A 25326-nucleotide genomic window follows, 5' to 3' on the forward strand; every position below is an offset into this window, starting at 1 on the left:
CCAAGAAGGTCAAGCCCGCTTGCGCTTCAGGGCCGCGCGGTCGCGACCGGAAGCACGCGGGCGAGTGCCGTCGGCGGATCGATCCGGCCCGCACCATAGACAGGGTCTCGCCCACGCGAACCGAGATCGGTCGCGCTCTCGGCGAGCACCCGGCGGGCGCTGTCGGCATCAAGCTCCGGCTGCTTTTCGAGCAGCAGCGCGACCAGCGCCGTGACATGGGCGGCGGCGATCGAAGTGCCGGACGTAAAGGCGTAGCGTCCGCCCGGCTCCGCTGTCAGCACATCGACGCCCGGCGCCGCCACCGCAACGTAAGAGCCGCGATTGGCATCGCCGAAGACCTTGTCCTCGGCATCGGTCGCCGTCACCGCGATCACGCTCGGATCGGCGCCGGGATAGAGCGGGGCCGACCGGGCGCCGCCATTGCCGGCGGCGGCGACGGTGATCACGCCGCGCTCCTTCGCGCCGGCCAGCGCCTTCGACAGCAGGCGGTCCTGCGGGCCGGCGAAGCTGAGATTGACCACCTTGGCGCGCTGCTGGACGATCCATTCGAGCGCGGTCAGGATCTGGAACGACTTGCCGTTGGCCGAGGCCGCCTGCGGGCCGCCGAAGGCACGGGCGACGATCAGGCGGGCCGCTGGCGCGATGCCTTGCAGCTCGCCATGGGCGACGATCGCCGTCGCCATCGAGGTGCCATGGGCATGCGGCGTCGCCAGCCCGTCGATCGCGTCGAGATAGCCGACGACCGAGCCCCGGATTTCCGGATGCTCCATATCGACGCCGGAATCGATGATGCCGACCCGGATATTGCGGCCCTGGGCGAGCTTGCGCGCCTCGCTCAGGCGCAATTTGTCGACGACATATTGCGGCGGCAGGATGCGCCGCACAGCGGCGTTGCCGCGCGCTGCCGTGGCCGGATCGGCCAGCCGCAGGCCCTGCGTCGGCGCAGGCGTGCTCGCATCCGAGGAGGCGGTGGCCGCGCCCGGCTGCTTGCCGGCTTCGGAGAGCGAATCCTGCTGCAATTCGAACAGGAAGTTCGGCTGCGCGCCGGTGATATTGGTGTCGTCGCCCATCTCGGTGAGCACGGCGCGCAGGTCGCGCCCGGCCTCGAGCTTGGCCCGGATGATGGTGACGCCGGCGAGATCGAAGCGCTGGCGCGCGATCAATGTCGCGCCATAGCGGCGCAGCACCGCCTCCGCTTCGACATTGGGCGCGAGTTCGAACAGCACCTCGTCGGGCACGAAACGATTCTCATCGAGCGCCGGGACGATGCTGCGCTGGGTCCGTGGCTGCAGCCAGGAGCCGGGCGGCACGCGCATCGAACGATTGGTTCCGCCGGCCGCCGGCTGCTGCGGGCTCGTCGTCGGCGCGATGCGCTTGCCGTCGCCGGTGCCGCCCGCCGTCTGGGCGAAGACCAGCCCCGGCACGAGCGCAAGCGCGCATGCGACAAGGCCGGCGCCAGCGAGGCACCGAACCGAGGTTTTCCGACGAGCGAACGGGGACGGTAGCATGACCTGACCCTTCTGCGACGACGACATCATGCCATGGCGCCCTGCAAACGCCAGCCGGATCACGGCGCCGGCGCGACGAAGCTGACGATGGCACTCTCGCCCTTCATCCGCGCCGCGATCGCATCGACCTGGGCGGAGGAGAGGGAGGCATCGCCGACGCGCACCTTGAAGAAGCCGTTGGCGCGCGGACCATCGACCACCGAGGCGTCGAAGCGCTTGAAGAAGGAAGCGATCTCGCCGGCTCGGGCCTCCGGCGAGAAGCTCAGCAGCACATAGCTTTCCGAGGGCCGGGTGCCCGGCGCCGAAGCCGTCTGGAAACCGGGGCCGCCATCGCGCAGCGCAAGCCCGGTGATGGCGACGCCCTGCAGCGCGATGAGCGCGATCGCGGCGGCGCTGGCATAGGCGAGACGGCGCGGCGACTGCGCGGCGAGCAGCCCGCCGAGCCAGCCGAGAAAGCCGCGGCTGCCCTCCTGGGCGCGGGCTAGAAGAGGCACCTGACGGGGCTCGGCCTCGATCCCGGCCATCAGCTTGTCGAGCGCATTGTGAGAGGGAGCGCCGAGGCTCTCGTTGAGCAGCACCGTCTCGGCCATGTCGTCGCGGATCAGATCGAGCCGGGCGGCAAGCTCGGCATCGCCGGCGAGAGCCGCTTCGACGCGGCGCTTGTCGGCATCCGAGATCCGGCCGTTGGCGTAGAAGGGCAGCAGCTCCTCGAGCTCGCGGCGCTTCGGATCGCTGGCGATGCTGTCGTTCATCACGCCACTCCCTGGGCGGCCGGGCCGCGCCTGATAAAATCGGAAATCTTACGGCCAGCCGCGATCGATGCCGGCTGCCTTGAGCATTTCGCCGAGCTTCTTGCGGGCGTGGAAAAGCCGGGTCTTGACGGTGTTCTCGGGGATTCCGACGATCCGCGCGACCTCCTCGACGGACGTCTCGTGATAATAGACGAGGTCGATGACCTCGCGATGATCGGCCGAGAGCCGCTCGAGGCAGGCGCGGATGGCGAGACCCTTGTCCTGCTTCTGCAGAACGGTCTCGGGACCGTCGGCATCGTCCTCGAGGCTTTCGGCATAATCCTCGTCCAGCTCGGCATCGCGGCGCTTGCGCAGGAGCGACCAGGCCTTGTTCCGGGCAATGGCGAGCAGCCAGGTCGAGACCGAGGCACGCGCCTCGAACCGGTCCGCCTGTCGCCACAGATCCATGAACACGTCACTGATCACATCCTCGGCAAGCGTCTCGTCGCGGACGAGCCGCAGCACGAAACGGTAGACCCGCACCTGATGCCGCGAAAACAGCACCTTCATCGCGAGCCGGTCACCAGAGGCGATCCGTTTGACGAGATCCTCGTCCGATTCCGTATGCATTGCCCCTCAAAGGCCAGGCATCCCGGCTCGCATCAGGTTGTCGCGGCGAGCGGGGAAAAGGTTCAACCCGGCGCGCACATTAATCTGCATGCGCGGATTTGCCGATAGGCCGGCGCGGATCGAATAGGAGTTTTTTGCCCGAAAAGCAGCCATTGCCGGGGGCGGGCGCTATCAACGCGGTTAAGCAGACATGAAAAGGGGCGCTCGCGGCGCCCCAAATCGCATTCAAGGATATGCGGAAATTCCTGGCGTCAGCGGCGCTTGCCGGCCGTGCGCATCTGCATGTACTGCACGGCTTCCAGCAGGACCTTGCGCGGACGCTCGGCATCGCGCTTGGCCTGCTCGGCCTTGCGGGCGGCTTCGCGGGCGATCTCTTCCTGGCGCTTCTCTTCTTCGATGCGCGCACGTTCGATCGCTTCCAGGCGTTCCTTCTCGGCCCGGATCTTCGCCTTCTCGGCTTCGCGCTCGGCGCGAGCCTGGGCGATAGCTTCCCGCTCCTCGCGTCGCTGCACCATCACCGGGTCGTCGGCCTTCGGCCGGGCCTGGAAACGCTCGAGCAGAGCCTTCTTGGCATTGGCGGAATTGGACTGGCGGTCGGTAAAGCTGCGGTCGTTCGGGTTCTTCAAGGGTGATCTTCTCTCGGGTTGTTACGGACATTCATCGGCCCGCGCGGGCGAGATAATCCAGATCCGGCCGGATTGGTATCGAAATCGACGCGCGGCAGCCCCGCTTCCAGCGCTTATCGGGCGGCAGGTCCTGTATGCTGCACGCCAAAAACGCATGAGAGCGGCAGGATCGGCACCCGTCAGGCGGGCGGGCCGGGTCCTGCATATGGGCAGCCCTCCCCGCCCTGTCAATGTAAATGGCCCGCGGCGGACGGCATGGGCGCCCGAAAAGCAGCTCTATGCTTTACAAGCGCGGCATTTTCCCCAACAGGCAGAGCGACTGCCGCAACAACGTCGTGCTCCCGTGAAGACGCCTCAGCTCTCCGATTTCCGCCGCATCGTCGTCAAGGTCGGCTCCAGCCTGCTGGTCGACCGCGAGCGCGGCCGCCTGCGCCATGCCTGGCTCGCCGCACTGGCCGAGGACCTTGCCGACCTGCACCAGCGCGGTGCCGACGTGCTCGTCGTCTCCTCCGGCGCGATCGCGCTCGGGCGCACCGTGCTCGGCCTGCCCTCCGGCCCCTTGCGGCTGGAGGAGAGCCAGGCCGCCGCCGCCGTCGGACAGATCGCGCTCGCCCGCAACTGGGCCGAGGCGCTCGGCGCCCATGGCCTCACCGCCGGGCAGGTGCTGCTGACGCTGGCGGATACCGAGCAGCGCCGCCGTTACCTCAACGCGCGCGCGACGCTCGGGCGCCTGCTCGACCTGCGCGCCATCCCCGTCATCAACGAGAACGACACCGTCGCCACCACCGAAATCCGCTATGGCGACAATGACCGGCTCGCGGCGCGGGTCGCGACCATGGCCGGCGCCGACCTGCTGGTGCTGTTCTCCGATATCGACGGTCTCTATACGGCTCCCCCTGCCAAGGACCCGAGCGCTCGACATATCCCCGTCGTCGAACGCATCACGCCCGAGATCGATGCCATGGCCGGCGGCGCGGCCTCCGAGCTCTCGCGCGGCGGCATGCGCACCAAGATCGAGGCCGGCAAGATCGCGGCAGCCGGCGGCACCCATATGCTGATCGCCGACGGCCGGGCCAAGAATCCGCTCGCCAGCGTCGCCGCGGGCGGGCGCTGCACCTGGTTCCTCACCGCATCGACCCCCGCGACCGCGCGCAAGACCTGGATCGCTGGCTCGCTGGAGCCGCGCGGCACGCTGCATCTCGATGCCGGCGCGGCCCGCGCCCTGCGCGGCGGCGCGAGCCTGCTTCCGGTCGGCGTCACCCGGATCGAGGGTGAGTTTGCGCGCGGCGATGCCGTGCTGATCCGCGATCCCGAAGGCCAGCTTCTCGGCCGCGGCCTCGTCGCCTATGACGCCTCCGAGGCGGCGCTGGTGCTCGGCAAGGCCTCGCGCGATATCGAGACGGTGCTCGGCTATCCCGGCCGCGCCGAGATGATCCACCGGGACGACATGGCGCTCGGGCTGGGCTAAGCTTTCTCACGAGCCGGCTTTTCCGGCGGCGATCGGACTGAACGAGATGACCGGCGACAGCGCATTGCGCATCATCGCGACGAATGAGGCCGATGATGTCGGCCGCGTCATGCAGGATGTAGGTACGCGCGCCCGCGCCGCCGCGCGCAAGGTCGCACTGAGCCCGGCCGAACAGCGCAATGCCGCCCTGCTCGCCATGGCCGATGCATTGCGCGGCCGCAGCACCAGAATCCTCGCCGCCAATGCGCAGGACCTTGTCGACGGCAAGGCCGCGGGCCTGAGCGCTTCCTTCATGGACCGTCTCGCCCTCGACGAGATCCGTCTCGCCGCGATTGCGGACGCCGTCGCGGAAGTCGCCGATCTGCCCGATCCGCTCGGCCGCGTGCTGGCGGAATGGACCCGGCCCAACGGTCTGCGCTTCGAGCGCGTCGCGACACCCCTTGGCGTCATCGCCGTGATCTTCGAGAGCCGGCCCAATGTCACGGCCGATGCCGGTGCGCTCTGCCTGAAGAGCGGCAATGCCGCGATCCTGCGCGCCGGCTCCGATTCCTTCCGCTCCTCGACCGAGATCGCCGCCGCGATGCGCGAAGGCCTGGAAGCCGCCGGTCTGCCCGCCGACGCGATCCAGCTGGTGCCGACACGGGACCGCGCCGCAGTCGGCGAAATCCTCTCGGGGCTCGGCGGCAATATCGACGTCGTCGTGCCGCGCGGGGGTAAAAGCCTCGTCGCCCGCGTCCAGAGCGAGGCGCGCGTGCCGGTCTTCGCCCATCTCGACGGCAACTGCCATGTCTATGTCGACGCGAAGGCCGATCTCGCCATGGCCCGCGAAATCCTGCTCAACGCCAAGCTCCGCCGCACCGGCGTCTGCGGCGCCGCCGAGACCTTGCTGGTCGACGATGCCGTCGCCGCGAGCCATCTCGCTCCTCTCGTCACGGCCCTGCTCGACGCCGGCTGTGCCGTGCGCGGCGATGAAGCCGCCCGGGCCGTCGATGCCCGCGTCACCGCCGCCACCGAAGAAGATTGGGCGACCGAGTATCTCGACCGGATCATCGCGGTGAGGGTGGTGCCCGGCCTTGATGCCGCGATCGACCATATCGAGCGCTACGGCTCGCATCACACCGATGCGATCGTCACCGCCGACGCCGCCGCCGCCGCCCGCTTCCTGGCCGAGGTCGACTCGGCCATCGTCATCCACAATGCCTCGACCCAGTTCGCCGATGGCGGCGAGTTCGGCTTCGGCGCCGAGATCGGCATCGCCACCGGCCGGATGCATGCGCGCGGGCCGGTCGGCGTCGAGCAGCTCTGTTCCTTCAAATACCGCGTCCATGGCGCGGGCCAGACCCGGCCCTGAGGCGAAGCCCCGCCTATGACGAGCGAGCTTCCGCGCCTGCCGTCCCGGCTGCCCGCCTTCGCGCCGGGCCTGCGCGTCGGGCTGTTCGGCGGCAGCTTCAACCCGGCCCATGACGGGCACAGGCTGGCGAGCCTCACCGCACTGCGCCGTCTCCAGCTCGACCGCGTCTGGTGGCTGGTCACGCCCGGCAATCCGCTGAAGGACAATGCGAAGCTGCCCTCGCTCGCCGAGCGCATCCGGCAGGCACAAGGCGTCGCCGGCCATGCCCGCATCGACGTCACCGGCGTCGAGGCGATGCTGCGCACCCGCTACACCGCCGACACGCTGCGCGCGCTGAAGCGGCGCTGCCCCGGCGTGAATTTCGTCTGGATCATGGGCTCGGACAATCTCGCCGGCTTCCACCGCTGGAACGAATGGCGCGCCATCGCCCGGATGATGCCGATCGCGATCATCGACCGGCCGGGCTCGACCCACAGCGCCATGGCCTCGCCGGCCGCCAACTGGCTCTCGCGCTGGCGCCTGCCCGAAAGCCGGGCCGCGAGCCTGCCGCGCATGAAGCCTCCCGCCTGGGTCTTCCTGCATGGCAAGCGCTCGACATTATCCTCCACGATGCTGCGCAAACAGGCCGGGCGCGATTGAACTCCGGCGCCTTCCGGCTTATTTTGGACCCATCGCGCCAAACGCGCATCAGGATCGAGAGGATACGTCACTGACCCGTCAAACCCTTGGCGAAGCCGAGCCGAAGCCGCTTCCCCAGGCCGCTATCGCGGACAATCCCTCTGCCGATAGCATCGCCCTTGCCCAGCGTGTCCTGGAGGACATGAAGGCCGAGGACATCACGGTGATCGACCTCGTTGGCAAGACGTCTCTGGCCGATGCGATGATCATCGCCTCGGGCAACGTCAACCGCCATGTCGCGGCCATCTCGGATGCCCTGATCGAAGCCTTGAAGGCCTCCGGACTGCCGACGCCCAACGTCGAAGGCATGCCGGCCTGCGACTGGGTGCTGATCGATACCGGCGACATCATCATCCACGTCTTCCGGCCCGAAGTGCGCCAGTTCTATAATCTTGAGAAGATGTGGGGCACCGACCGGCCGAACGAACGCCTCGACAGCTGACGTCGCATGCGGCTCGCGGTCATCGCCGTCGGCCGGCTCAAGGACGGGCCGGAACGCGAGCTTTGCGAGCGTTATCGTGAGCGCGGCGTCGCGCTCGGCCGCGGCATCAATTTCAGCGGTCCCGACATCGTCGAGATCGCCGAGGGCCGGGGCCGCCGCTCAGAGGAGCGCAAGCGCGAGGAGGCGCAGGCCATCCTCGCGAAAGCCCAGCCCGGCCTGATCATCGCTTTGGACGAGCGCGGCCGCCAGCTTGGCAGCGAGGCTTTCGCCACGCGCCTCGCCACGGCGCGCGATTCCGGGACGGGCCATGCCAGCCTGATCATCGGCGGAGCCGACGGTCTGAGCGAGGAGATCCGCGACAAGGCGGATATCACGCTCGCCTTCGGCGCCCTCACCATCCCGCACCAGATCGTGCGCGCGCTCGTGCTCGAACAGCTCTATCGCGCGATGACGATCATCTCGGGCCACCCTTATCATCGCGTATGAGCTCACTGATTCGCCCCGGACTGCGCGGCCTGTGCCTTGCCGCCCTGCTGGCGACTTCGTCCGGCGCGCTCGCCCAGACGCCCCAACCCGACCCGGACGCCCTCCAGCGCGAGGCGATGCAGAAGCTCGTCGAGAAGCAGGCGCGCGAGAGCGAGCTCAAGGCGATCGAGCAGCGCCTCTCCGGCAATAGCGAGGCCCGCGCCGCGCTGGAAAAGGAAATCGCGACGATCCGGGCCGATCGGGCCGCGCTCAACAAGGCCCTGCTCGACACCACCGCGCGAACCCAGGCGGCCGAAGAGCGGCTGGGCGCGCTGGAGACCCGGCTCGGCCTGCTGCAATCCAGCGAAACCGCGATCCGCCGCTCACTTGAGGGCCGGCGCAATCTGATCGCCGAGGTATTGGCCGCGCTGCAACGCATCGGCCGCCGCCCGCCGCCTGCCGTGCTCGTCCGCCCCGAGGATATCCTCGAAGCGGTGCGCGCCTCGATGCTGCTCGGCGCCGTCGTCCCGGACCTGCGGCAAGAGGTCGAGATCCTCGGCACCGACCTCGCCGAGCTGGTTCGCCTGCGCAACGGCATCGCCACCGAAAAAGGCCGGATCGGCTCCGAGATGGAGCAGATCGCGGGCGAGCGCCAGCGCCTGGCCTCCCTGATCGAGGCGCGGCGCGAGCGCGAGACCAGCGCCGCCCGGGATGTCGAGCAGCAGGCTGCGCTCGGCAAGGAACTGGCCGGCCAGGCCCGCTCGATGCGCGATTTCGTCGAGAAGATCGAGAAGGAGATCTCGGTCGCCAACAAGGCGGCCGATGCCGCCCGCCAGGCGATCGAGCAGGAGACGCGCGAGCAGCGCGAGCGCATGACGGCGCTGGCTTTCAAGGACCCGGCGCGGCTCGCCCCCAAGATCGCCTTCGCCGAGGCGAAAGGCCTGCTCTCCATGCCGGCGGCAGGATCACGATTGCGTGGTTTCGGCGATCCTGACGGCGCCGGCGGCACCATTCGGGGGATTTCTCTGGAAACCCGCGCCAACGCCCTAGTTTCGGCGCCTTCCGACGCTTGGGTGGTGTATGCGGGGCCGTTCCGCTCGTTCGGGCAACTCTTGATCCTGAACGCGGGCGGAGGATACTACATCCTGCTGGCCGGCATGCAGCGGATCGACGTTGCGCTCAATCAGTTCGTGCTGGCGGGAGAGCCGGTTGCGACGATGGGCGAAACGTCGGAAGCTGCCGCGACGACAGTAGGGGTGGGAACCGGGCAGCCGGTTCTGTATATCGAATTCAGGAAAGACGGCGTCTCGATCGATCCGACGCCGTGGTGGACGAAATCGCAAGGCGAAAAGGTTCGCGGATGATGCGCAAGGTTTCCCTCGTTCTCGCCGGCGCCATCATGGGCGCGGGCCTGACCGGTCTCGCCACCCAGACCAGGCTGCTGAGCTCGACCAGCGCGGTCGCGGCCTCGGCCGAGGTCTATCGCAGCCTGAACCTCTTCGGTGACATCTTCGAGAAGATCCGCTCCGACTATGTCGACAAGCCGGACGAGCAGAAGCTGATCGAGGCCGCCATCAACGGCATGGTCTCCTCGCTCGACCCGCACTCCTCCTATCTCGACTCCAAGTCCTTCCGCGACATGGACACCGACATGCGCGGCCAGTTCGGCGGGCTCGGCATCGAGGTGACGATGGAGGACGGCGTCCTCAAGGTCGCCAAGCCCATCAAGGACACGCCCGCCTCCAAGGCCGGCATCCTCGCCAACGACATCATCCGCCAGATCGACGGCGCCGAGGTGAAGGGCCTGTCCCTGACCCAGGCGGTCGAGAAGATGCGCGGGCTGATCAACACCCAGGTCACGCTCAAGATCGACCGCCCCGGCAAGACCGAGCCGCTCGAATTCACCCTGACCCGCTCGACCATCGTCGTTCCGGCCGTCGAGGAGCGCGTCGAGGGCGATGTTGGCTATATCCGCATCGGCACCTTCTCCGAGCAGACCTATGACGGCCTGCGCAAGGCGATCGAGAAGACCACGAGCGAGATCGGCGCCGACAAGATCAAGGGCTACGTCATCGACCTCCGCAACAATCGCGGCGGGCGCCTCGACCAGTCCGTGCTGGTCTCCGACGCCTTCCTCGATCGCGGCAAGATCGTCTCGACCCGTGGCCGCAACGCCGAGGAGACCCAGGTCTTCAACGCCAAGTCGGGCGACCTGACCAAGGGCAAGCCGGTCGTGGTGCTGATCAACGGTTCGTCGGCCTCGGCGGCCGAGATCGTCGCCGGCGCCCTGCAGGACCACAAGCGCGCGACCGTGATGGGCACGCGCTCCTTCGGCAAGGGCTCGGTCCAGACCGTGATCCCGCTCGGCTCGAATGGCGGCCTGCGTCTGACCACGGCGCGCTACTACACGCCGTCGGGCAACTCGATCCAGGCCAAGGGCATCACGCCGGATATCGAGGTCCAGCAGGACATCCCGCAGGAGATCAAGGACAAGCTCGTCGAGAACAAGGGCGAGGCCGCGCTCAAGGGCCATCTCAAGGCCGGCGAGGGCGAGGAGCAGTCCGGCTCCAGCTCCTATGTCCCCTCCGACGCCACCAAGGACACCCAGCTCATCGCCGCGCTGAACCAGCTGCGCGGCGTCAAGAAGGATGTCGCGGCGCCCGCCGACAAGCCCGCCGCTCCGGCTGCGTCCGCGACGACCGAGGCTCCCAAGCAGCCGAACTGAGCCGCAGCACACTTCAGGTGCCCCCCGGGAGCCGGTTCGGCTCTCGGTTCCGGATCGCGGACACGTGCCCGATCAGATTGCGATGCGATCTGATCGGCGCGTACTCTGGCGCGCGGACTGCTGATTCGGGTCCGTATCGCAATTTCGAGGACGGCCTCTCTCGGCCGGAATGCCGCTGACGGAGCTCAATCGACCGCTCGGCCAGGATCGCCCGGTGGCCTCTGGCAGGCCCTGGGGTCGCTGGCTCGCGACGGCGGCGGCCGGTTGTGTCGGCGCGGCCATCCTCGGCCTCGTGCTGACGGTCGCGCTGCGACGCGATCCCGATGGCGGCGAGCCGATAGCCATAGCCTCGATCGAGAAGCGCGCCGCCCCGGCCCCGGCCGTTCCCGTCAATCCCGGCCCGGTCGCGGCGACGCCGCAGGGTCCGGCCAGTGCCGCCCAGCTCGAACATAGCGCGGGCGTGACCGTGACCCGCGCCGGCGAAGACGCGCCGGAAGCCATCGTCATCACGATTCCCGACGAGGCCCGCACGCTCAAGCTCGCGCCCGCTCCCGACAACCGCCTGGTCGAGCGCTCGCGCTACGGCCTGCTGCCGAAGACCGGCCCCGAAGGCGCGACCCCGGCCAGGATTTATGCCCGCCCGCTCGGCCCCGAGCCCACGACGAAGCCGGCCGGGCGCATCGCCCTGCTGGTCGGCGGCCTCGGCATCAGCCAGAGCGGTACGGCCGATGCGATCGCGAAGCTGCCCCCGGCGGTGTCGCTCGCCTTCGCGCCCTATGGCACCGAGCTCGAACGCACCGTCCAGCGCGCCCGCGGCGAAGGCCACGAAGTCTTCCTGCAATTGCCGATGGAGCCCTTCGACTATCCCGACAACGATCCCGGCCCGCATACCCTGCTGACCGGCCCGAAGGCGCCGGACAATATCGACAAGCTGCATTGGGCGCTCGGCCGCTTCACCGGCTATGTCGGCGTCGTCAATTTCCTCGGCGGCCGCTTCACTTCGGACGAAGGCGCCCTCTCCCCGGTTCTGCGCGAGCTTGCGGGCCGCGGCCTGATGGTCGTCGACGACGGCTCCTCGCCGCGCAGCCTGCTCGCCGGCTCGGCCGAGCGCGCCCGCATCCCCACTCTGAAGATCGACCGCGTCATCGACGGCATGGCCCGCCCCGACGCGATCGACAAGGAGCTGGCCACGCTCGAAACCATCGCCCGCGAACAGGGCATCGCGGTCGCCTCCGCCAGCGCGCTGCCGGTCTCGATCGAGCGCATCAACCGCTGGGCACAATCCCTGGAAGCCAAGAAGCTCGTGATTGTTCCCATGAGCGCGGCCCGCGGCTTCCGCTCGCCCAAGAGCACCGGATCGATCCCGACCGGCTCGATCAAGCCCACCGGATCGCTGCAATGACCGACAAGGCCCCCGAAGGCTATCGCCCCTGCGTGGGCTTGGCGCTGTTCAATGCCGAAGGGCTCGTCTTCGTCGGCCGGCGCGCCGACAAGACCAAGCGCGAGCATGTCGCGCCCGGCCATGCCTGGCAGATGCCGCAGGGCGGCATCGACGAGGGCGAGACGCCGCTGGAGGCCGCCCGCCGCGAGCTCGCCGAGGAAACCAGCGTCACCTCGGTCGAGCTTCTCGGCGAAGCGCCGGGCTGGCTCGCCTATGACCTGCCCGTCGATATCGGCAAGGAGGCCTGGAAGGGTCGCTGGCGCGGCCAGGCGCAGAAATGGTTCGCCTTCCGCCTCACCGGCTCCGAGGATGAGATCAACATCCTCAACCCCGCCGGCGGACACAAGCCGGAGTTCGACGGCTGGCGCTGGGCACAGCTCGACGAGACGCCGGAGCTGATCATCCCCTTCAAGCGGGACGTCTACCGGCAGGTCGCCAGGCATTTCGCGCCCTTTGCGGACAATGCCGGCAAAACGCGCTGAGCCGCCTCAGCCCATCGTGTAGACCACCCGCACGATCCAGTAGCTCTGGTAGAGGATGTGCACGCTCGCGAGCGTGATATGAACCCAGCGTCGTGCCGAGACATAGGCGACGAGGCAGAGCGCCAGCCCGATCGGCACCTGCACGAGATAGTCGCCGCTGAGCTGGGTCCAGTGCTCGGTGCCCTTGATCAGGGTATCGACGACATCGAGCACGAACGCCGCCGCCATCAAGCCGAAGAACCAGCGCCGGCGTCGGATGAAGAAATCCTCGTAGCCGGCATATTCGGCGATGTTGTCCGGGAAGAGCAGCGCCGAGATCAGATAGAGCACGACGGCATAGCCGATCAGGAAGAGATAGACGCCGAAGCTCCAGACCGGGATGCGCGACAGCCCGAACTCCCACCACCAGAACAGCACCAGCTCCAGCAGGATCGAGCCGACCCAGAGCATATGCAGCAGCGAGACGCGGTGGCGGCCGGGATGCTGGATGAAGCTGGCGATCCCCGCCAGCATCCGCGTGATGCCGAGCCCGATGACCATGCCCATGACGATGCGGACATGGGTGAAGAGTTCATGCGGCGAGACGGTCTCCATGCTCCCTGCTTAGAGCATCGCTCGCATCGGTGGCCATCGATTTCAGGAGGCCTACACGGCGGTCGCGCTCCTTCGGTAGCAGCAGGAAGCCGCGGATATGCCGCCACACAGCAGCCACCGCTTGGGGCCGCCAGCTTGCCAGCCCCGCTTGCGAAAGCTAAAGCGCCTGTCGCGAGGTAACGTCCTCGATCCCGTCACGGGATACAGAATGTCCGGGAACGGCCCGGCCCTTTCCTTTCGGGCCGGCTCATGACGACATCCTCGACCAGCACGATCAACGCAGCGCCGCTGATCCGGTGGTTCATCTCGTCTGCGACGATGACGGTTCCGCAGGCGGCGGGACCGGTCGCCTTCGCCCTAGTCGCTCTCGCGCTCACCGGCGATACCAGCGCCGGCGCGGCCATGATCCTGTCGATGACGCTCGCCCAGGTGATCGGCGCCATCCCGATCACGCGCTTCGGCCGGGGCTTCGCGCCCACGACGTTCCTGAGGCTGCTGGTGCTGTTCAGGACGATCGCGCTCGGGACGCTTGCCCTGCTCGCGCACTACGGAGCGCCCGTGATCTGGCTCGTTGCCGCATCGGCATTGGCGGGGCTGGTGAATGGCGCGGCCGCCGGATATCTGCGGACCATCCTCAACGCGCTCGCGCCGGCGTCGAAGCTGCCTCGCGCGCTCGGGATCGCGTCGACGCTGAACGAGACCACGTTCGTCCTGGCCCCGGTGGCGGCTTCAGGACTGGGCACCGTCTCGCCTGTGCTGGCGATCGTCGCCATCGCTGTTCTAGGCGCGATCCCCGCATTCCTGCTTCCGACCGTAAGGTCCGAGGCCTCGCCCGACGACATACATGCCCCGGACGCGTCGATCATCAGCCCGTCGATCCTGCTTTGGCTCATGTGCGCTGCGGCCGGCGGGGCGACGGTGGCCGCGCTGGAGATCGGCGCCGTCGCGCTCGCGCTGCATTTCGGCTACGCGCCGTCGCTGGCGATCCTGTTCACCGTCCCGCTTTGCGTGGCTTCGGTCGCAGGCGGCATCTGGGTCAGCATCCGGAACCGCATGGCAAGCCGCCGGGCGGTCCTGATCCAGTTGGCGATCATGATGTCGGGGGCGATCCTGGCAGCGCTTCAGGTCTCGATGATCGTGACGGTCGTCGGCGCTGTCCTGATCGGCGCGGTCCTCGCGCCGCTGGGTACCTACTATTCCCTCGTCCTCGATACGCTCGCGCCACCAAAGCGACGCGCGGAGGTCTTCGCATTGCTGCGGACGGCGAACGCGGTCGGCGTGATCGTGGTGAGCGCGGTGATGACCGCAGTTTCCCTCTCGACGTCGCTGATCACGGTCAGCTGCATGATGGCAACCGTCGTGATCGTCGTCGGCATCGCGTCGCACCGCGCCCGGACGTAGCGATCGCGGGCAGCCCGACCTCTTTCCGAGGCGGCACATAGAGGCCGCCCGGAGGTCGACTGCGAGCCGTTGCTTGGGAAATGGCGTCCCGGAAGGGATTCGAACCCCTGACCTACGGTTTAGGAAACCGTTGCTCTATCCTGCTGAGCTACCGGGACGCACGAAACTCCGTGTAGCATAATCGCGATGCGGGTGAAGTCCCTTCTTGCCATCGTCATATTCGCCGCCCTGCCAGCCTTGCCGGCACGGGCCACGTCCGGCTGCGCGCCCGGCGCCGATACGACCACGACCGTGCAATTGACTGGGCTCGATCTCGCAGGAGACCTACTTCTGGGCGATGGAAGGAAGCTCCGCCTCGTCGGTCTCGCGCCGCGCCAGAGCCTCGAGGAGACGTCGCGCTTCGATGCCGGCCTGCGCGGTTTCATCGGACGCCAGCTTGGCTTGTCCCTTCTCGGCGAGCCCGATCGCTGGGGCCGCCTGCCCGCGCGGTTGTCGGTGCCTCCTGCTACATCCGGCGAACCGGCTCAGGACCTCGCCCAGTGGCTGCTGCGGCAGGGCGCGGCCTTGCCCATGCCCGAGCCCGGCCTATCCCCCTGCGAGACGCCACAGAAGGCGCCCGTTCAGAAAACGGTAACATCTCGGCCGCAAGTTTCGCCGCTGACGGCGGTCGATGGCCATGATCTCGCCGCGGTAAAGGCGCAGGAGGGGCGTTACGTCATGCTGGAAGGCCGGATCGCCTCGATCGGCGAGCGCTCCCAGCGGACCTATCTGAATTTCTCCCGCCGCCCGAAGGAGGCTGCCTCGATCGTCCTGTCGCGCAGCCTCTGGCGCGAACTGAAGAGCGCCGGCTGGACCGCGAGCGAACTCGGCGGTAAACGGCTGCGCGCCTATGGTGTCCTGTCCGGGCGCGACGGCCTCCTTTTGGAAGTCGCTTCGCGGACCGCGCTGGAACTGATCGACTGAGGACATGCAGCAGACCCGGCGAGCATCGCTTTCGCGACTTTCGAAGCGGCTGGCAGCCATCGTGCTGCCGGGCTTCCTGCTCGTCGGCTGCCTCGGCGACCAGAGCCCGCTGCTGCCGGCGAGCGCGACCTCCGAAGGCGAGATCGCACCGCGCATCAGCACGATGCAGCGCGCCTCCGATCAGGAGCACCAGCGCCTGCTCGCGGCCTTCGGTGGCGAGTATCGCGCGCCACGCGCCCGTGCCGCCCTGGACGAGGTCGTGCAGCGTCTCGCCAAGGCCGGCGAGGGCCAGATCGGCCATTACGACATCACCATCCTGAACTCCCCGGTGGTCAACGCCTTCGCCCTGCCCAATGGCCGGCTCTATGTGACGCGCGGCCTGCTGGCTCTAGCCAACGACACCTCCGAGATCGCCTCGGTGCTGGCGCATGAGATCGCCCATGTCACGGCGCAGCACGCCGTCGAGCGCGCCGAGAAGGAAGCGGAATCGGCGCTGGTCAGCCAGGTCGTCTCGCAGGTCCTGAAGGACCCGACGCGCGGCGCCGCCGTCAGCGCCGGCTCGAAGCTCTCGCTTGCCAAGTTCTCGCGCCAGCAGGAACTCACCGCCGACCAGATCAGCGTCCGCAACATCTCGCGCGCCGGCTACGACCCCTATGGCGCCGGCCGCTTCCTCGCCACGCTCGGCCGCAACACCGCCTTCCGCAGCAGCGGCCAGAACCAGAGCGCCGACGACAAGCGGCTCGACATCCTCTCCAGCCACCCGCAGACGCCGGAGCGCATCTCCGCCGTCACCGCCGCCGCCCGCCAGATCGGCGCGCCCGGCATCGGCGAGCGCGACGCCAATCGCTGGCTGAACGCGATCGAAGGCCTGGCCTATGGAGACGATCCGCGCGACGGCGTCGTCCGGGGCCGGCGCTATCTCAACAGTGCGTTGCGCATCGGCTTCAGCGCGCCAGACGGCTTCAGCCTGGAATCCGCCCAGGACATGGTGATCGGCGTCAGCGCCAATGGCGCACAGGCCTTGCGCTTCGATTCCGTCACGCTGAAGAGCGGCCAGACGCTGGAATCCTATGTCGCCGCCGGCTGGATCGAGGGCGTCGAGACGACCGGCATCGAGAAGACCGAGATCGCCGGCCAGCCTGCCGTCCGCGCCCATGGCCGCGGCACCGACTGGACCTTCAGGCTCGCCGCCGTGCAGATCGGCGACCGGGTCTATCGCTTCATCCTGGCCGCACGCGGCGGCAGCGACCCGGAGCGGCAGATGCGCAGCATCGTCGACAGCTTCAGGATCATGATACCGGCCGAAGCGCAGGCCGTACGCCCGATGCAGATCCGGCTGGTCGCGGCCGAGGCTGGCGACACCATCGCCAGCATGGCCGAGCGCATGCCTGAGCAGGATCGCCCCGGCGAGCTCTTCCAGCTCCTCAACGGGCTCGACCGCAACGCCACGCTGACGCCCGGCCAGCGCTACAAGGTCGTCGCCGAATAGCCCCCGACAACCGGCTGCAGAAAGAGCGCGGGTCATCCCGGGCGACCGCAGGGAGACCCGGGATCCATTCCGGAACCTCACCGATCATCGCTCCGGAATGGATCCCGGATCTTCGCTTCGCTCCGTCCGGGATGACCGCGTGTTTGAAGCGAACGACCATCACAAGGCCGCGAGTCCCTCCCGCGCCCTCCTGCATCATGCGCGCCCGGCGCTATGATCGGCGGAAAGCCATGAACAGGGGAGGCAAGGATGGCGCTCGATCGCCGGATCGTCGAACTCTACGACGAATACACACATAAGCCGCTCGACCGCCGCGTCTTCATGAACCGGCTGCTCGCCATCGCCGGCACCGCGGCGGCGGCTGAAGCCGCGCTCGCCCTGCTGGAGCCCAACTATGCACAGGCCCAGCAGGTCGCCCCGGACGATGCCCGCATCGCGGCAAGCCGGTTCGAGCAGACCGTCGATGGTGTGGCGCTGAAAGGCTATCTCGTCACGCCCAAGGCGGAGGCGAAGCGCGGCGGCGTCCTCGTCATCCACGAGAACCGCGGCCTCAACCCCCATATCGAGGACATCACCCGCCGCATGGCGCTGGAGGGCTTCACCGCGCTCGGCCTCGATTTCCTTAACCCGCTCGGCGGCACGCCAACCGATCCCGACGCCGCCCGGGCACTCTTCCCGCAGCTCCCGGCGGAGGCCGTCATCGCCCAGGGCCGCGCCGCGCTCAAGTATCTGGCCTCGCGTCCGGATGCGACGGGCAGGACCGGCGCAGTCGGCTTCTGCTGGGGCGGCGGCGCGGTGAACGATCTCGCCGTCTCGGTTCCGGAACTCTCGGCCGGCGTCGTGTTCTACGGCCGCTCGCCCGATCTCGCCAAGGTGCCGCAGATCAAGGCCCGGCTCCTGATCCAGCAGGCCGCGCGCGATACCCGCCTCGTCCAGATGCTGCCGGACTATGAAAAGGCGCTGAAGGCCGCCGATATCCAGCACGAGGCCATCGTCTATCCCGATGTCGACCACGCCTTCATGAACGACACCAGCGCCGAGCGTTACAACGCTGCAGCAGCCAAGCAGGCCTGGGCCCGAACGGTGGCTTTCCTCAAGGCAGGAACTGGAACGGCGTAACGATCTGCGTAGCCCAATAAAAAACCCGGCGGTCGCCCGCCGGGTTCTTCGAAACGATAGAGAACAGCCCGCTCAGGCGGCCTCTTCCGCCATGTCGTCGTTGTCGCCTTCCAGATCGGACTCGGCTTCCGCCTCGGCCTTGCCGGCGCGGCGCGGCGACTTGGCGAGCTGGCCTTCGATCTTCTTGAGGGCCTCAGTCTCGGTGACGTCGTCGACGACAGCGATCTCGCGGGTCATGCGATCGAGAGCGGCTTCATAGAGCTGGCGCTCGGAATAGGACTGCTCGGGCTGGGCCTCGGAGCGATAGAGATCGCGCACGACCTCGGCGATGGCGACGAGATCGCCCGAATTGATCTTCGCTTCGTATTCCTGCGCGCGGCGCGACCACATGGTGCGCTTGACGCGGGCGCGGCCGGTGAGCGTGGTCAGCGCCTTGGCGACGGACTCGGCATCGGCGAGCTTGCGCAGGCCGACGCTGGCGGCCTTGGCGGTCGGGACGCGCAGCGTCATCTTGTCCTTGGCGAAGCTGACGACAAACAGTTCCAGCTTGAAACCCGCGACTTCCTGCTCTTCGATCGCCGTGATCTGACCCACGCCATGGGACGGGTAGACGACGTACTCGCCCGTCTTGAAACCCTGGCGCACAACAGCTTTCTTCGCAGTGGACATGCCGTTACGACTCCTGACCGGCCCGCTCGACGCGAGCACGTGATGATCTGGTCCCCGGCCGGCCGGCAGGGGACTTTCCGCCTGATGCGACGCTGTGAAAACGCACCGCCTCACGCTCCCTAGTCGATTGTTTCATTGGGCCCCGACGAGAACGACGACCGAAGCCCCGGCCTCGAAGCCGGCTCTTCCATCGACTGTGATCTCTTGGGGGCGCCCCGATTGCTGAATCTCGCAGGGGCATGCGGAACGACTTCGACTGGGACTAGCTTGTAGCACAAAAAACACGCCGAATCAAAGGTAAACGCCGGACGGCGCTCCCCTGCAACGGCATGGCGAGGTCGTGGTTAATGCAGCGCGGGCGGCGAAAGGCCGCCGGATCAGTCGCCTTCGCCCGGTTCCGGCGAGAGCATTTCAAGCTTGCCGGGCACGCCGTCGAACTCCTTGGCGTCGGCCGGCGGGTCCTTCTTCTGGGTGACGTTCGGCCAGCTCGCCGCGAACTTGCCGTTGAGCTGCAGCCAGCTTTCCAGGCCGGGTTCCGTGTCGGGCTTGATCGCCTCGGCCGGGCATTCCGGCTCGCAGACGCCGCAATCGATGCACTCGTCGGGATGGATGACGAGAAAGTTCTCGCCCTCATAGAAGCAGTCGACCGGGCAAACCTCGACGCAGTCCATGTACTTGCACTTGATGCAGTTCTCGGTGACCACGTAGGTCATGGGCCGGCCCTTCCAACACTTCTAAACAACCCCATAAACCCTTGCCCGGCGCAGGTTTCAAGGTCGTTTTCGTGATCTTTTGCAGAACGATCTGTCATTGCAGGGGCGCTGCGGGGAAGATTTCCCTCCCCGGCCCGATTTCAGCACCCGCTGCAGACAGGGCGCGGATTTAATCCTCGTCCTCGGCCTCCGCAAGCGACGCATCGCCGCTGCCGCCGTCGAGGCGCTCGTAGAGCTGCTGCGCCACGGTGAAGGAGCCGCGCCGCTCCGCGAAGGCGAGGACCCTGACCACCACCGTCGCATGTGGTAGCGCGAGCGTCAGCACCGCCCCCACCCGGATGCCCTGCGCCGGGTTATCGCAGCGGCGCCCCTCGATGCGGACATGACCGTCCTCCACCAGGCGCACGGCGGCCGGGCGGTTGCGGGCGAAGCGCGCGAACCAGAGCCATTTGTCGAGGCGCTGACGATCGTCCTGCAAACCGCCCGCGCCTCCCTGGAGCATTTTCGCGCGAAGTGGACACCGGTTCGCGCGACAAAAATGCGACGAAACAAGGAACGGGAGGCCTTCCGCGTTTCGAAGAAATGCGGAAGGCCTCCAATCTCAGTTCTTGCTGCCCTCGAGCTGGGCCTTGAGGGCCGCGAGCTTGGCGAAGGGCGAATCCGGATCCGGCTCGCGATTGGCCGGACGCGGACGCGGCGCCTGCTGAAAGCGCTCGGCCCCGCCCCGCTCCTCGCGGCGCGGACCGCCGGGGCGGCCGTCGCGCTTGAAATCGGGACGCGGACCACGATTGCCCTCGGGACGGTCCTGCCGCTGCGGCCGGTCGTCGCGACGCGGACGATCGTCCTGGCGCGGGCGCGCCTCACGCTGGCCCGGAGCGCCCTCGCCTGCGGCAGCAGCCGGGCGGTTGTCGGGCCGCCCGTCGCGACGCGGGCCACCGGGACGGCCCTCGCGCTGCGGCCGGTCGCCGCCACGGCGCTCGCCACCCTCGCGACGCTCACCGCCTTCGCGGCGCTCACCGCCTTCGCGGCGGCCGCGCGGAGCTCCATGCTCCGGCCGGCGTCCGCCCTGATGGCGATGCGGGCGCCAGACCTCAATCAGCTCGGGCTCGGCCGGCGCGGTCTCGACGGCAGGGGTCTCGCCAGCACCGGCTTCGGCAGAGGCGACCTCCTCGGCCACGGCAGACGGAAGCGCCACCATCGCATCGGCCGGAACCGGTTCGCGCGCCGCATCCAGCTCCGTCTCGGTCAGGATCGGCGCATCAGCCGTCTCGACAGCCGGTGCCTCAACGACAGGCGTCTCGCCCTCGGCCGAACCTTCCGTGTTCAGTGCGGTCGCAGGCTCGCTCGGGCCTTCGGCCTCGGCCGTCGCCTCGACGGCTTCGCCCTCAGCGGAAGCCGCTTCCGCTTCGGCAGCGACGACAGGCTGAGCCGGCTCGGTCGCGGCCGGAGGCGGCGCCAGCGGCACGGTGATCGCCGGTCCCGGGCGCTTCACCGAGACATAGCCGAGCGAGCGCAGGATCGAGGCGAAATCCTCGCCCGCGCAGCCGACAAGCGAGGTCATCGCACCGGTGGCGACGAAGCCGTCCTGATCGGCGGCGCCGGCCGGCGGCGTGCCTTGCGTGACACCGGGACGGTAGGCGATCGCCGGGCGGATCAGATCGGCGAGGCGCTCGAGGATATCGACGCGCACCGCCCGCTCGCCGCAGACGCGATAGCCGGCAGCACGGTACAGGCCCTTCGGCACGGCCTTGTCGACCGGGAACGAGGTCCGGCCCGACGCCGCGAGATGGGCGATGTCGTCGAGACCCGCCGTCTCCGGCCCGCCATGCTTCAGCGCCCAGAGCTGGGCGGCAAGCGCGCGCGGTGCGGGCTTCAGCAACGCGGGCATATAGATGTGGAAGGCGCCGAAGCGGATGCCGAGCTGGCGCAGGGCGGCGCGGCCTTCCTGGTCGAGCGCCTTCATCTCCTCGCCGACCTTGGAGCGTTCGAGCACGCCCAGCGCCTCGGCCGCCTGATAGGCGATGCCGCGCGCAATGCCGGTGACGTTCTCGGCCGCTTCGAGGACCTGCACGGCGCCGAGCAGCTTGGTGATGTGATTCTTCAGCCAGAGATTGATCCGGCCCTCGACCTGCTCGCGCGCGGGGCCACCGAGATGCTCTTCCACCAGCAGGCGTAAGCGCGGCTCCAGAACCTTCTCGCCAGCGGTCAGGCGCGCCACCGGCTCGCCGGTCCAGCGCACCAGCCCGTCATGCGACAGCACGAAGGCATCGTCGGCCGCCAGCACGACGCGCGCCGCCCGGGCCTCGATCTCCGAACCGAGCGCCTTCATCGCCGCCAGGTTCAGGGCCTTGACCTCGGACCCTCCGGCCTTCGGGTCCGCCGTGAAGCGGAAGCCCTGCAGCATTCCCACATGCTGGCCCTCGACGAGCACGTCGCCCGTCGCGGTGACCTCAGCCTCCAACATCGCATTCTCCCGCAAGCGGCGCATCAACACGCTGGTGCGCCGATCGACAAATCTATGGGTCAGCCGCTCATGCAGAGCGTCCGACAGCTTGTCCTCTACAAGACGAGCCATGCCCTGCCAATGCTCTGGATCAGGCAACCAGTCGGGACGGTTCGCGACATAGGTCCAGGTCCGCACCTGCGCGATCCGCGCCGAGAGCGTGTCGATCTCGCCATCGGTGCGGTCGAGCGAAGCCAGTTGCGCCGCGTACCAGTCGGCATCGAGCCGGCCATGGCGCATCAGCCTGAGATAGAGCGTCGTCGCCAGATCGGCGTGCTGCATCGGCGATATCTTGCGATAATCCGGCAGCCCGCAGACCTCCCAGAGCCGTTCGACCGCAGCACGGCCCTGCGCCAGCTTCGCGATATCCGGGTCGCGCGCCAGCACCTCCAGCGTCGTCATGTCCTCGGCGATCAGCGCCCGCGTCAGCCCCTGCTCCGATGGCTGGAGGTTCAGCGTGTCCAGCAGGCCGCCGACCGAGCGCAGATCGAGATCGGAATTGCGCCACTGCATCTGGCGAATCGGCTCGAAGCGGTGATTCTCGATCGCTTCGACCAGTTCGGCATCGAAAGGCGGGCAGCGCCCGCTGGTGCCGAAGGTGCCGTCGCGCAGGTGCCGCCCGGCGCGCCCCGCGATCTGGCCGAACTCGGCCGGATTGAGCTTGCGGTAGTGATGGCCGTCGAATTTCTTGTCCGCGGCAAAGGCGATGTGATTGACGTCGAGATTGAGCCCCATGCCGATCGCGTCGGTCGCGACGAGATAATCGACATCGCCGGACTGGTAGAGCTCGACCTGGGCATTGCGGGTCCGGGGCGAGAGCGCCCCCAGAACCACGGCCGCCCCGCCCTTCTGCCGGCGGATCAGTTCGGCGATCGCGTAGACCTCCTCGACCGAGAAGGCGACGATGGCCGAGCGCGGCGCCAGCCGCGTGATCTTGCGATCGCCGGCGAAGGTGAGCTGCGACAGGCGCGGGCGCGTGACGACGTTCACGCCCGGCATGAGCTGCTCGATCAGCGGGCGCATCGTCGCGGCGCCGATCAGCATGGTCTCGGCCCGGCCCCGCCGGTTGAGCAGCCGGTCGGTGAAGACATGGCCACGGTCGAGGTCGGAGGCGAGCTGGATCTCGTCGATCGCGACGAAATCGACCGCGAGATCGCGCGGCATCGCCTCGACCGTGCAAATCCAGAAGCGCGGCCGCTCCGGCTTGATCTTCTCCTCGCCGGTGACGAGGGCGACGGATTGCGCACCGACCTTGTCGACGACGCGTTGATAAACCTCGCGCGCAAGCAGGCGCAGCGGCAGGCCGATCATGCCGGTGGGATGGGCGACCATGCGCTTGATGGCGAGATGGGTCTTGCCGGTATTGGTCGGGCCCAGCACGGCCGTGACGCTATTGGCGCGGGCGGCGGGCGGCAGCGAACGGAAAGGAAGCAAGGCGAAGGAGCCGATCTTCTCGCCCGCCCATGCGGGCGGGAGCGTGGACGGGGTTTATGCAGGCCTAGCAGCCGGCCAAGCAAGAACGAGTCTGGAACGAAGCGGGGCCGAATCGCTGACTCCGGCAGAATCGGGTTTTGTTCCTTTTTCGGAATCCGTTCCCCGGCGGCATGAGCCTTGTCGTCATCGCGCCCTCCCGGATTGGCGTGGCGAGGCGACGCTCAAGGCCGCCTGGCAGGACCCTATTTAAGCCTTTTCGCCCCGGAGACGAGAGGCAAGGCAGATTTCCGACCTGCTGGATGGCTCAATGATGGGCGTGGTCGCACTGCCCGTGATCGGCCAGCGCCTCGATGATCGCGCAATCGCAGGCCGCGACGCCGCCCGAGCAGGTCGTCGCAATCCGCTCCAATTCCTTCTCCAGCGAGCGCAGTTTCGCGATCTTGTCGCGGACCTCGTCGAGATGGGCGACCGAGATCGCATGCGCCTCGTCGCAGGCCATGCCGGGTGTGTCGGAAAGCTTGAGCAGCGTGCGGATATTCTCGACCGCGAAACCGAGATCGCGCGCATGCTTGATGAAGGCGAGGCGCTCGGCGTGACGCCGGCCATAGCGGCGCTGGTTGCCGTCGGAGCGCTCCGGCGGCGGCAGCAGGCCGACCTGCTCGTAATAGCGGATGGTCTCGACCTTGACCCCGGTGCGATCGGCGAGCGCGCCGATCGGCATCACGCGTTCAAGCTTGCCGGCAGCGGTCATGGCAGGGCCTCCAAAGCTGTAGTCTCTACAGATTTAGATAGCGCGGCGCGGCCGAGTTGCAAGCGCGATCAGGCGACGCCCATCGCCAGCAGGTCGTGGACATGGACGAGCCCGGCCGGGCGATCGTCCGGATCGACCACGATCAGCGCGGTGATCCGACTGCGATTGACCAGCTCCAGCGCCTCGACCGCGAGCGTGTCGAGGCCGATCCGGCGCGGATTCGCCGTCATGATGTCGCGCGCCCTCAGCGAGGCGCCGCCGCCCATCGCGGCCTTGCGGCGCAGATCGCCATCGGTGACGACGCCGGCGAGCTTGCCGTCCAGATCCATCACCACGGCACAGCCGAAGCCCTTGTCCGAGATCATCGCGATGACGTCCGGCAGCAGGGTGTCGAGCCCGATCAACGGCAGATCGGCCCCGCGATGCATGATGCTCTCGACCGTTTTCAGCTGCGCGCCGAGCTTGCCGCCGGGGTGATAGACGAAGAAATCCTGCCGCGAGAAGCCGCGCGCTTCCAGAAGCGCCACCGCCAGCGCATCGCCGAGCGCCATCTGCATCGTCGTCGAGGTCGTCGGGGCGAGCCCGTTCGGGCAGGCCTCCGTCGCCTTGGGCAGGACGAGCGCGATATCCGCCTCCTTGCCCAGCGTGCTCTCGGCATTGGCCGTGATCGCGATCAACCCGACGCGGAAACGGCGGGTATAGCCGACGAGCGCGGCAAGCTCGACCGCCTCGCCCGACCAGGACAGGGCGATCACCACATCCTCGGGCTGCACCATGCCGAGATCGCCATGGCTCGCCTCGGCCGGATGGACGAAATGCGCGGGCGTGCCGGTCGAGGCCAGGGTCGCCGTGAGCTTGCGCCCGACATGGCCGGACTTGCCCATGCCGGAGACGATCACGCGGCCGTTCGAGGCCCGGATCATCGCAATGGCCTCGGCGAAAGGCTGGCCCAATCCGTTCGCCAGCGCATCGTGGAGGGCATCGAGCCCGGCACGCTCGGTGGCGATGGTGCGAAGGGCGGAGTCGCGGATATCGGCTGTCATGGCCGGCCCTTTAGCACGCTCGCGCCAGCCATTTCCACCATCTGCCAACGGATGCGGACCGCGTTGACGGCTCCTTAACCCTGTTCGTTCTAACTCCATT

The 25326-nt window shown here is 68.1% G+C and carries 24 protein-coding genes and 1 tRNA gene; 13 read left to right on the plus strand and 12 right to left on the minus strand.

Annotation, left to right across the window (positions count from 1 at the left end):
* Positions 1 to 26 precede the first annotated feature (26 nt).
* The 4 genes from WFK61_RS06775 to WFK61_RS06790 all read right to left on the minus strand — a co-directional run bounded on the left by WFK61_RS06775 (position 27) and on the right by WFK61_RS06790 (position 3495).
* On the minus strand, positions 27 to 1424 hold the full coding sequence (locus tag WFK61_RS06775) for a S8 family serine peptidase (protein WP_336810776.1): 1398 nt from the start codon (positions 1422 to 1424) through the stop codon (positions 27 to 29).
* A gap of 143 nt (positions 1425 to 1567) precedes the next feature.
* Positions 1568 to 2260, minus strand: coding sequence for an anti-sigma factor family protein (locus WFK61_RS06780; RefSeq protein ID WP_336810777.1), 693 nt, complete (start codon positions 2258 to 2260; stop codon positions 1568 to 1570).
* A 48-nt stretch (positions 2261 to 2308) separates the two neighbouring features.
* Entirely contained in the window at positions 2309 to 2869 is a 561-nt protein-coding gene (locus WFK61_RS06785) for a sigma-70 family RNA polymerase sigma factor (protein ID WP_336810778.1), read from the minus strand.
* 251 nt (positions 2870 to 3120) lie between these two features.
* Positions 3121 to 3495, minus strand: coding sequence for a DUF6481 family protein (locus WFK61_RS06790; RefSeq protein WP_199092391.1), 375 nt, complete (start codon positions 3493 to 3495; stop codon positions 3121 to 3123).
* Positions 3496 to 3838: 343 nt separating this feature from the next.
* Between WFK61_RS06790 and proB the strand changes: the two genes are divergently transcribed.
* From proB to WFK61_RS06835, 9 genes are all read left to right on the plus strand, one after another.
* Positions 3839 to 4963 (plus strand): glutamate 5-kinase, encoded by a 1125-nt coding sequence (proB, locus tag WFK61_RS06795; protein ID WP_336810779.1) that lies wholly within the window; start codon positions 3839 to 3841, stop codon positions 4961 to 4963.
* 46 nt (positions 4964 to 5009) lie between these two features.
* Positions 5010 to 6314 carry a glutamate-5-semialdehyde dehydrogenase gene (locus tag WFK61_RS06800; protein ID WP_336810780.1) on the plus strand — a complete coding sequence of 435 codons (1305 nt, stop codon included), beginning with the start codon at positions 5010 to 5012 and terminating at the stop codon, positions 6312 to 6314.
* A gap of 15 nt (positions 6315 to 6329) precedes the next feature.
* A complete protein-coding gene (locus tag WFK61_RS06805; RefSeq protein ID WP_336810781.1) occupies positions 6330 to 6953 on the plus strand; it encodes a nicotinate-nucleotide adenylyltransferase in 624 nt (207 codons plus the stop codon).
* Positions 6954 to 7104: 151 nt separating this feature from the next.
* The gene (rsfS, locus tag WFK61_RS06810; protein WP_082617706.1) at positions 7105 to 7434 is read left to right on the plus strand and encodes a ribosome silencing factor; all 330 of its coding nucleotides are present in this window, start codon (positions 7105 to 7107) and stop codon (positions 7432 to 7434) included.
* A 6-nt stretch (positions 7435 to 7440) separates the two neighbouring features.
* Positions 7441 to 7920, plus strand: coding sequence for a 23S rRNA (pseudouridine(1915)-N(3))-methyltransferase RlmH (gene rlmH / locus WFK61_RS06815; RefSeq protein ID WP_336810782.1), 480 nt, complete (start codon positions 7441 to 7443; stop codon positions 7918 to 7920).
* A complete protein-coding gene (locus WFK61_RS06820) occupies positions 7917 to 9263 on the plus strand; it encodes a murein hydrolase activator EnvC family protein (protein WP_336810783.1) in 1347 nt (448 codons plus the stop codon). The genes rlmH and WFK61_RS06820 overlap by 4 nt, the downstream gene beginning before the upstream one ends.
* The gene (locus WFK61_RS06825; protein ID WP_336810784.1) at positions 9263 to 10624 is read left to right on the plus strand and encodes a S41 family peptidase; all 1362 of its coding nucleotides are present in this window, start codon (positions 9263 to 9265) and stop codon (positions 10622 to 10624) included. Before WFK61_RS06820 ends, WFK61_RS06825 begins: the two co-directional genes overlap by 1 nt.
* Before the next feature lie 214 nt (positions 10625 to 10838).
* On the plus strand, positions 10839 to 12026 hold the full coding sequence (locus WFK61_RS06830; protein ID WP_336810785.1) for a divergent polysaccharide deacetylase family protein: 1188 nt from the start codon (positions 10839 to 10841) through the stop codon (positions 12024 to 12026).
* Entirely contained in the window at positions 12023 to 12547 is a 525-nt protein-coding gene (locus WFK61_RS06835; protein WP_336810786.1) for an RNA pyrophosphohydrolase, read from the plus strand. Before WFK61_RS06830 ends, WFK61_RS06835 begins: the two co-directional genes overlap by 4 nt.
* A gap of 6 nt (positions 12548 to 12553) precedes the next feature.
* Here the strand turns inward: WFK61_RS06835 and WFK61_RS06840 are convergent, their stop codons facing one another.
* Positions 12554 to 13141, minus strand: a complete 588-nt coding sequence (locus WFK61_RS06840; RefSeq protein WP_336810787.1) for a hypothetical protein — start codon at positions 13139 to 13141, stop codon at positions 12554 to 12556.
* Positions 13142 to 13390: 249 nt separating this feature from the next.
* On the opposite strand from WFK61_RS06840, the gene WFK61_RS06845 reads away from it, so the two are divergent.
* Positions 13391 to 14542: an MFS transporter gene (locus tag WFK61_RS06845; protein ID WP_336810788.1), complete on the plus strand. Its 1152-nt coding sequence runs from the start codon at positions 13391 to 13393 to the stop codon at positions 14540 to 14542.
* 81 nt (positions 14543 to 14623) lie between these two features.
* Here WFK61_RS06845 and WFK61_RS06850 read toward each other — a convergent pair.
* A tRNA-Arg gene (locus WFK61_RS06850) sits at positions 14624 to 14700 on the minus strand.
* Positions 14701 to 14734: 34 nt separating this feature from the next.
* Here WFK61_RS06850 and WFK61_RS06855 point away from each other — a divergent pair.
* The 3 genes from WFK61_RS06855 (at position 14735) to WFK61_RS06865 (ending at position 18113) form a co-directional block, all read left to right on the plus strand.
* Positions 14735 to 15505: a hypothetical protein gene (locus WFK61_RS06855; protein WP_336810789.1), complete on the plus strand. Its 771-nt coding sequence runs from the start codon at positions 14735 to 14737 to the stop codon at positions 15503 to 15505.
* Between the two features lie 4 nt (positions 15506 to 15509).
* Positions 15510 to 16994, plus strand: coding sequence for a M48 family metalloprotease (locus WFK61_RS06860; RefSeq protein ID WP_336810790.1), 1485 nt, complete (start codon positions 15510 to 15512; stop codon positions 16992 to 16994).
* Between the two features lie 249 nt (positions 16995 to 17243).
* Positions 17244 to 18113: a dienelactone hydrolase family protein gene (locus WFK61_RS06865; RefSeq protein WP_336810791.1), complete on the plus strand. Its 870-nt coding sequence runs from the start codon at positions 17244 to 17246 to the stop codon at positions 18111 to 18113.
* A gap of 72 nt (positions 18114 to 18185) precedes the next feature.
* Here the strand turns inward: WFK61_RS06865 and WFK61_RS06870 are convergent, their stop codons facing one another.
* The 6 genes from WFK61_RS06870 to WFK61_RS06895 form a co-directional block, all read right to left on the minus strand.
* A complete protein-coding gene (locus WFK61_RS06870) occupies positions 18186 to 18896 on the minus strand; it encodes a CarD family transcriptional regulator (protein ID WP_442896271.1) in 711 nt (236 codons plus the stop codon).
* 263 nt (positions 18897 to 19159) lie between these two features.
* Positions 19160 to 19495, minus strand: a complete 336-nt coding sequence (fdxA, locus tag WFK61_RS06875) for a ferredoxin FdxA (RefSeq protein WP_257734067.1) — start codon at positions 19493 to 19495, stop codon at positions 19160 to 19162.
* Between the two features lie 169 nt (positions 19496 to 19664).
* Positions 19665 to 19973: an RNA-binding S4 domain-containing protein gene (locus tag WFK61_RS06880; protein WP_336810793.1), complete on the minus strand. Its 309-nt coding sequence runs from the start codon at positions 19971 to 19973 to the stop codon at positions 19665 to 19667.
* A 123-nt stretch (positions 19974 to 20096) separates the two neighbouring features.
* Complete coding sequence (locus tag WFK61_RS06885; protein WP_336810794.1) at positions 20097 to 23432, minus strand: helicase-related protein; 3336 nt, start codon at positions 23430 to 23432, stop codon at positions 20097 to 20099.
* 304 nt (positions 23433 to 23736) lie between these two features.
* Positions 23737 to 24156 carry a MerR family transcriptional regulator gene (locus tag WFK61_RS06890; protein WP_336810830.1) on the minus strand — a complete coding sequence of 140 codons (420 nt, stop codon included), beginning with the start codon at positions 24154 to 24156 and terminating at the stop codon, positions 23737 to 23739.
* A 95-nt stretch (positions 24157 to 24251) separates the two neighbouring features.
* The gene (locus WFK61_RS06895) at positions 24252 to 25226 is read right to left on the minus strand and encodes a KpsF/GutQ family sugar-phosphate isomerase (RefSeq protein ID WP_336810795.1); all 975 of its coding nucleotides are present in this window, start codon (positions 25224 to 25226) and stop codon (positions 24252 to 24254) included.
* Positions 25227 to 25326: the final 100 nt, after the last annotated feature.

The sequence above is a fragment of the Allobosea sp. MMO-172 genome (assembly GCF_037147855.1).
Lineage (GTDB): Bacteria > Pseudomonadota > Alphaproteobacteria > Rhizobiales > Beijerinckiaceae > Allobosea.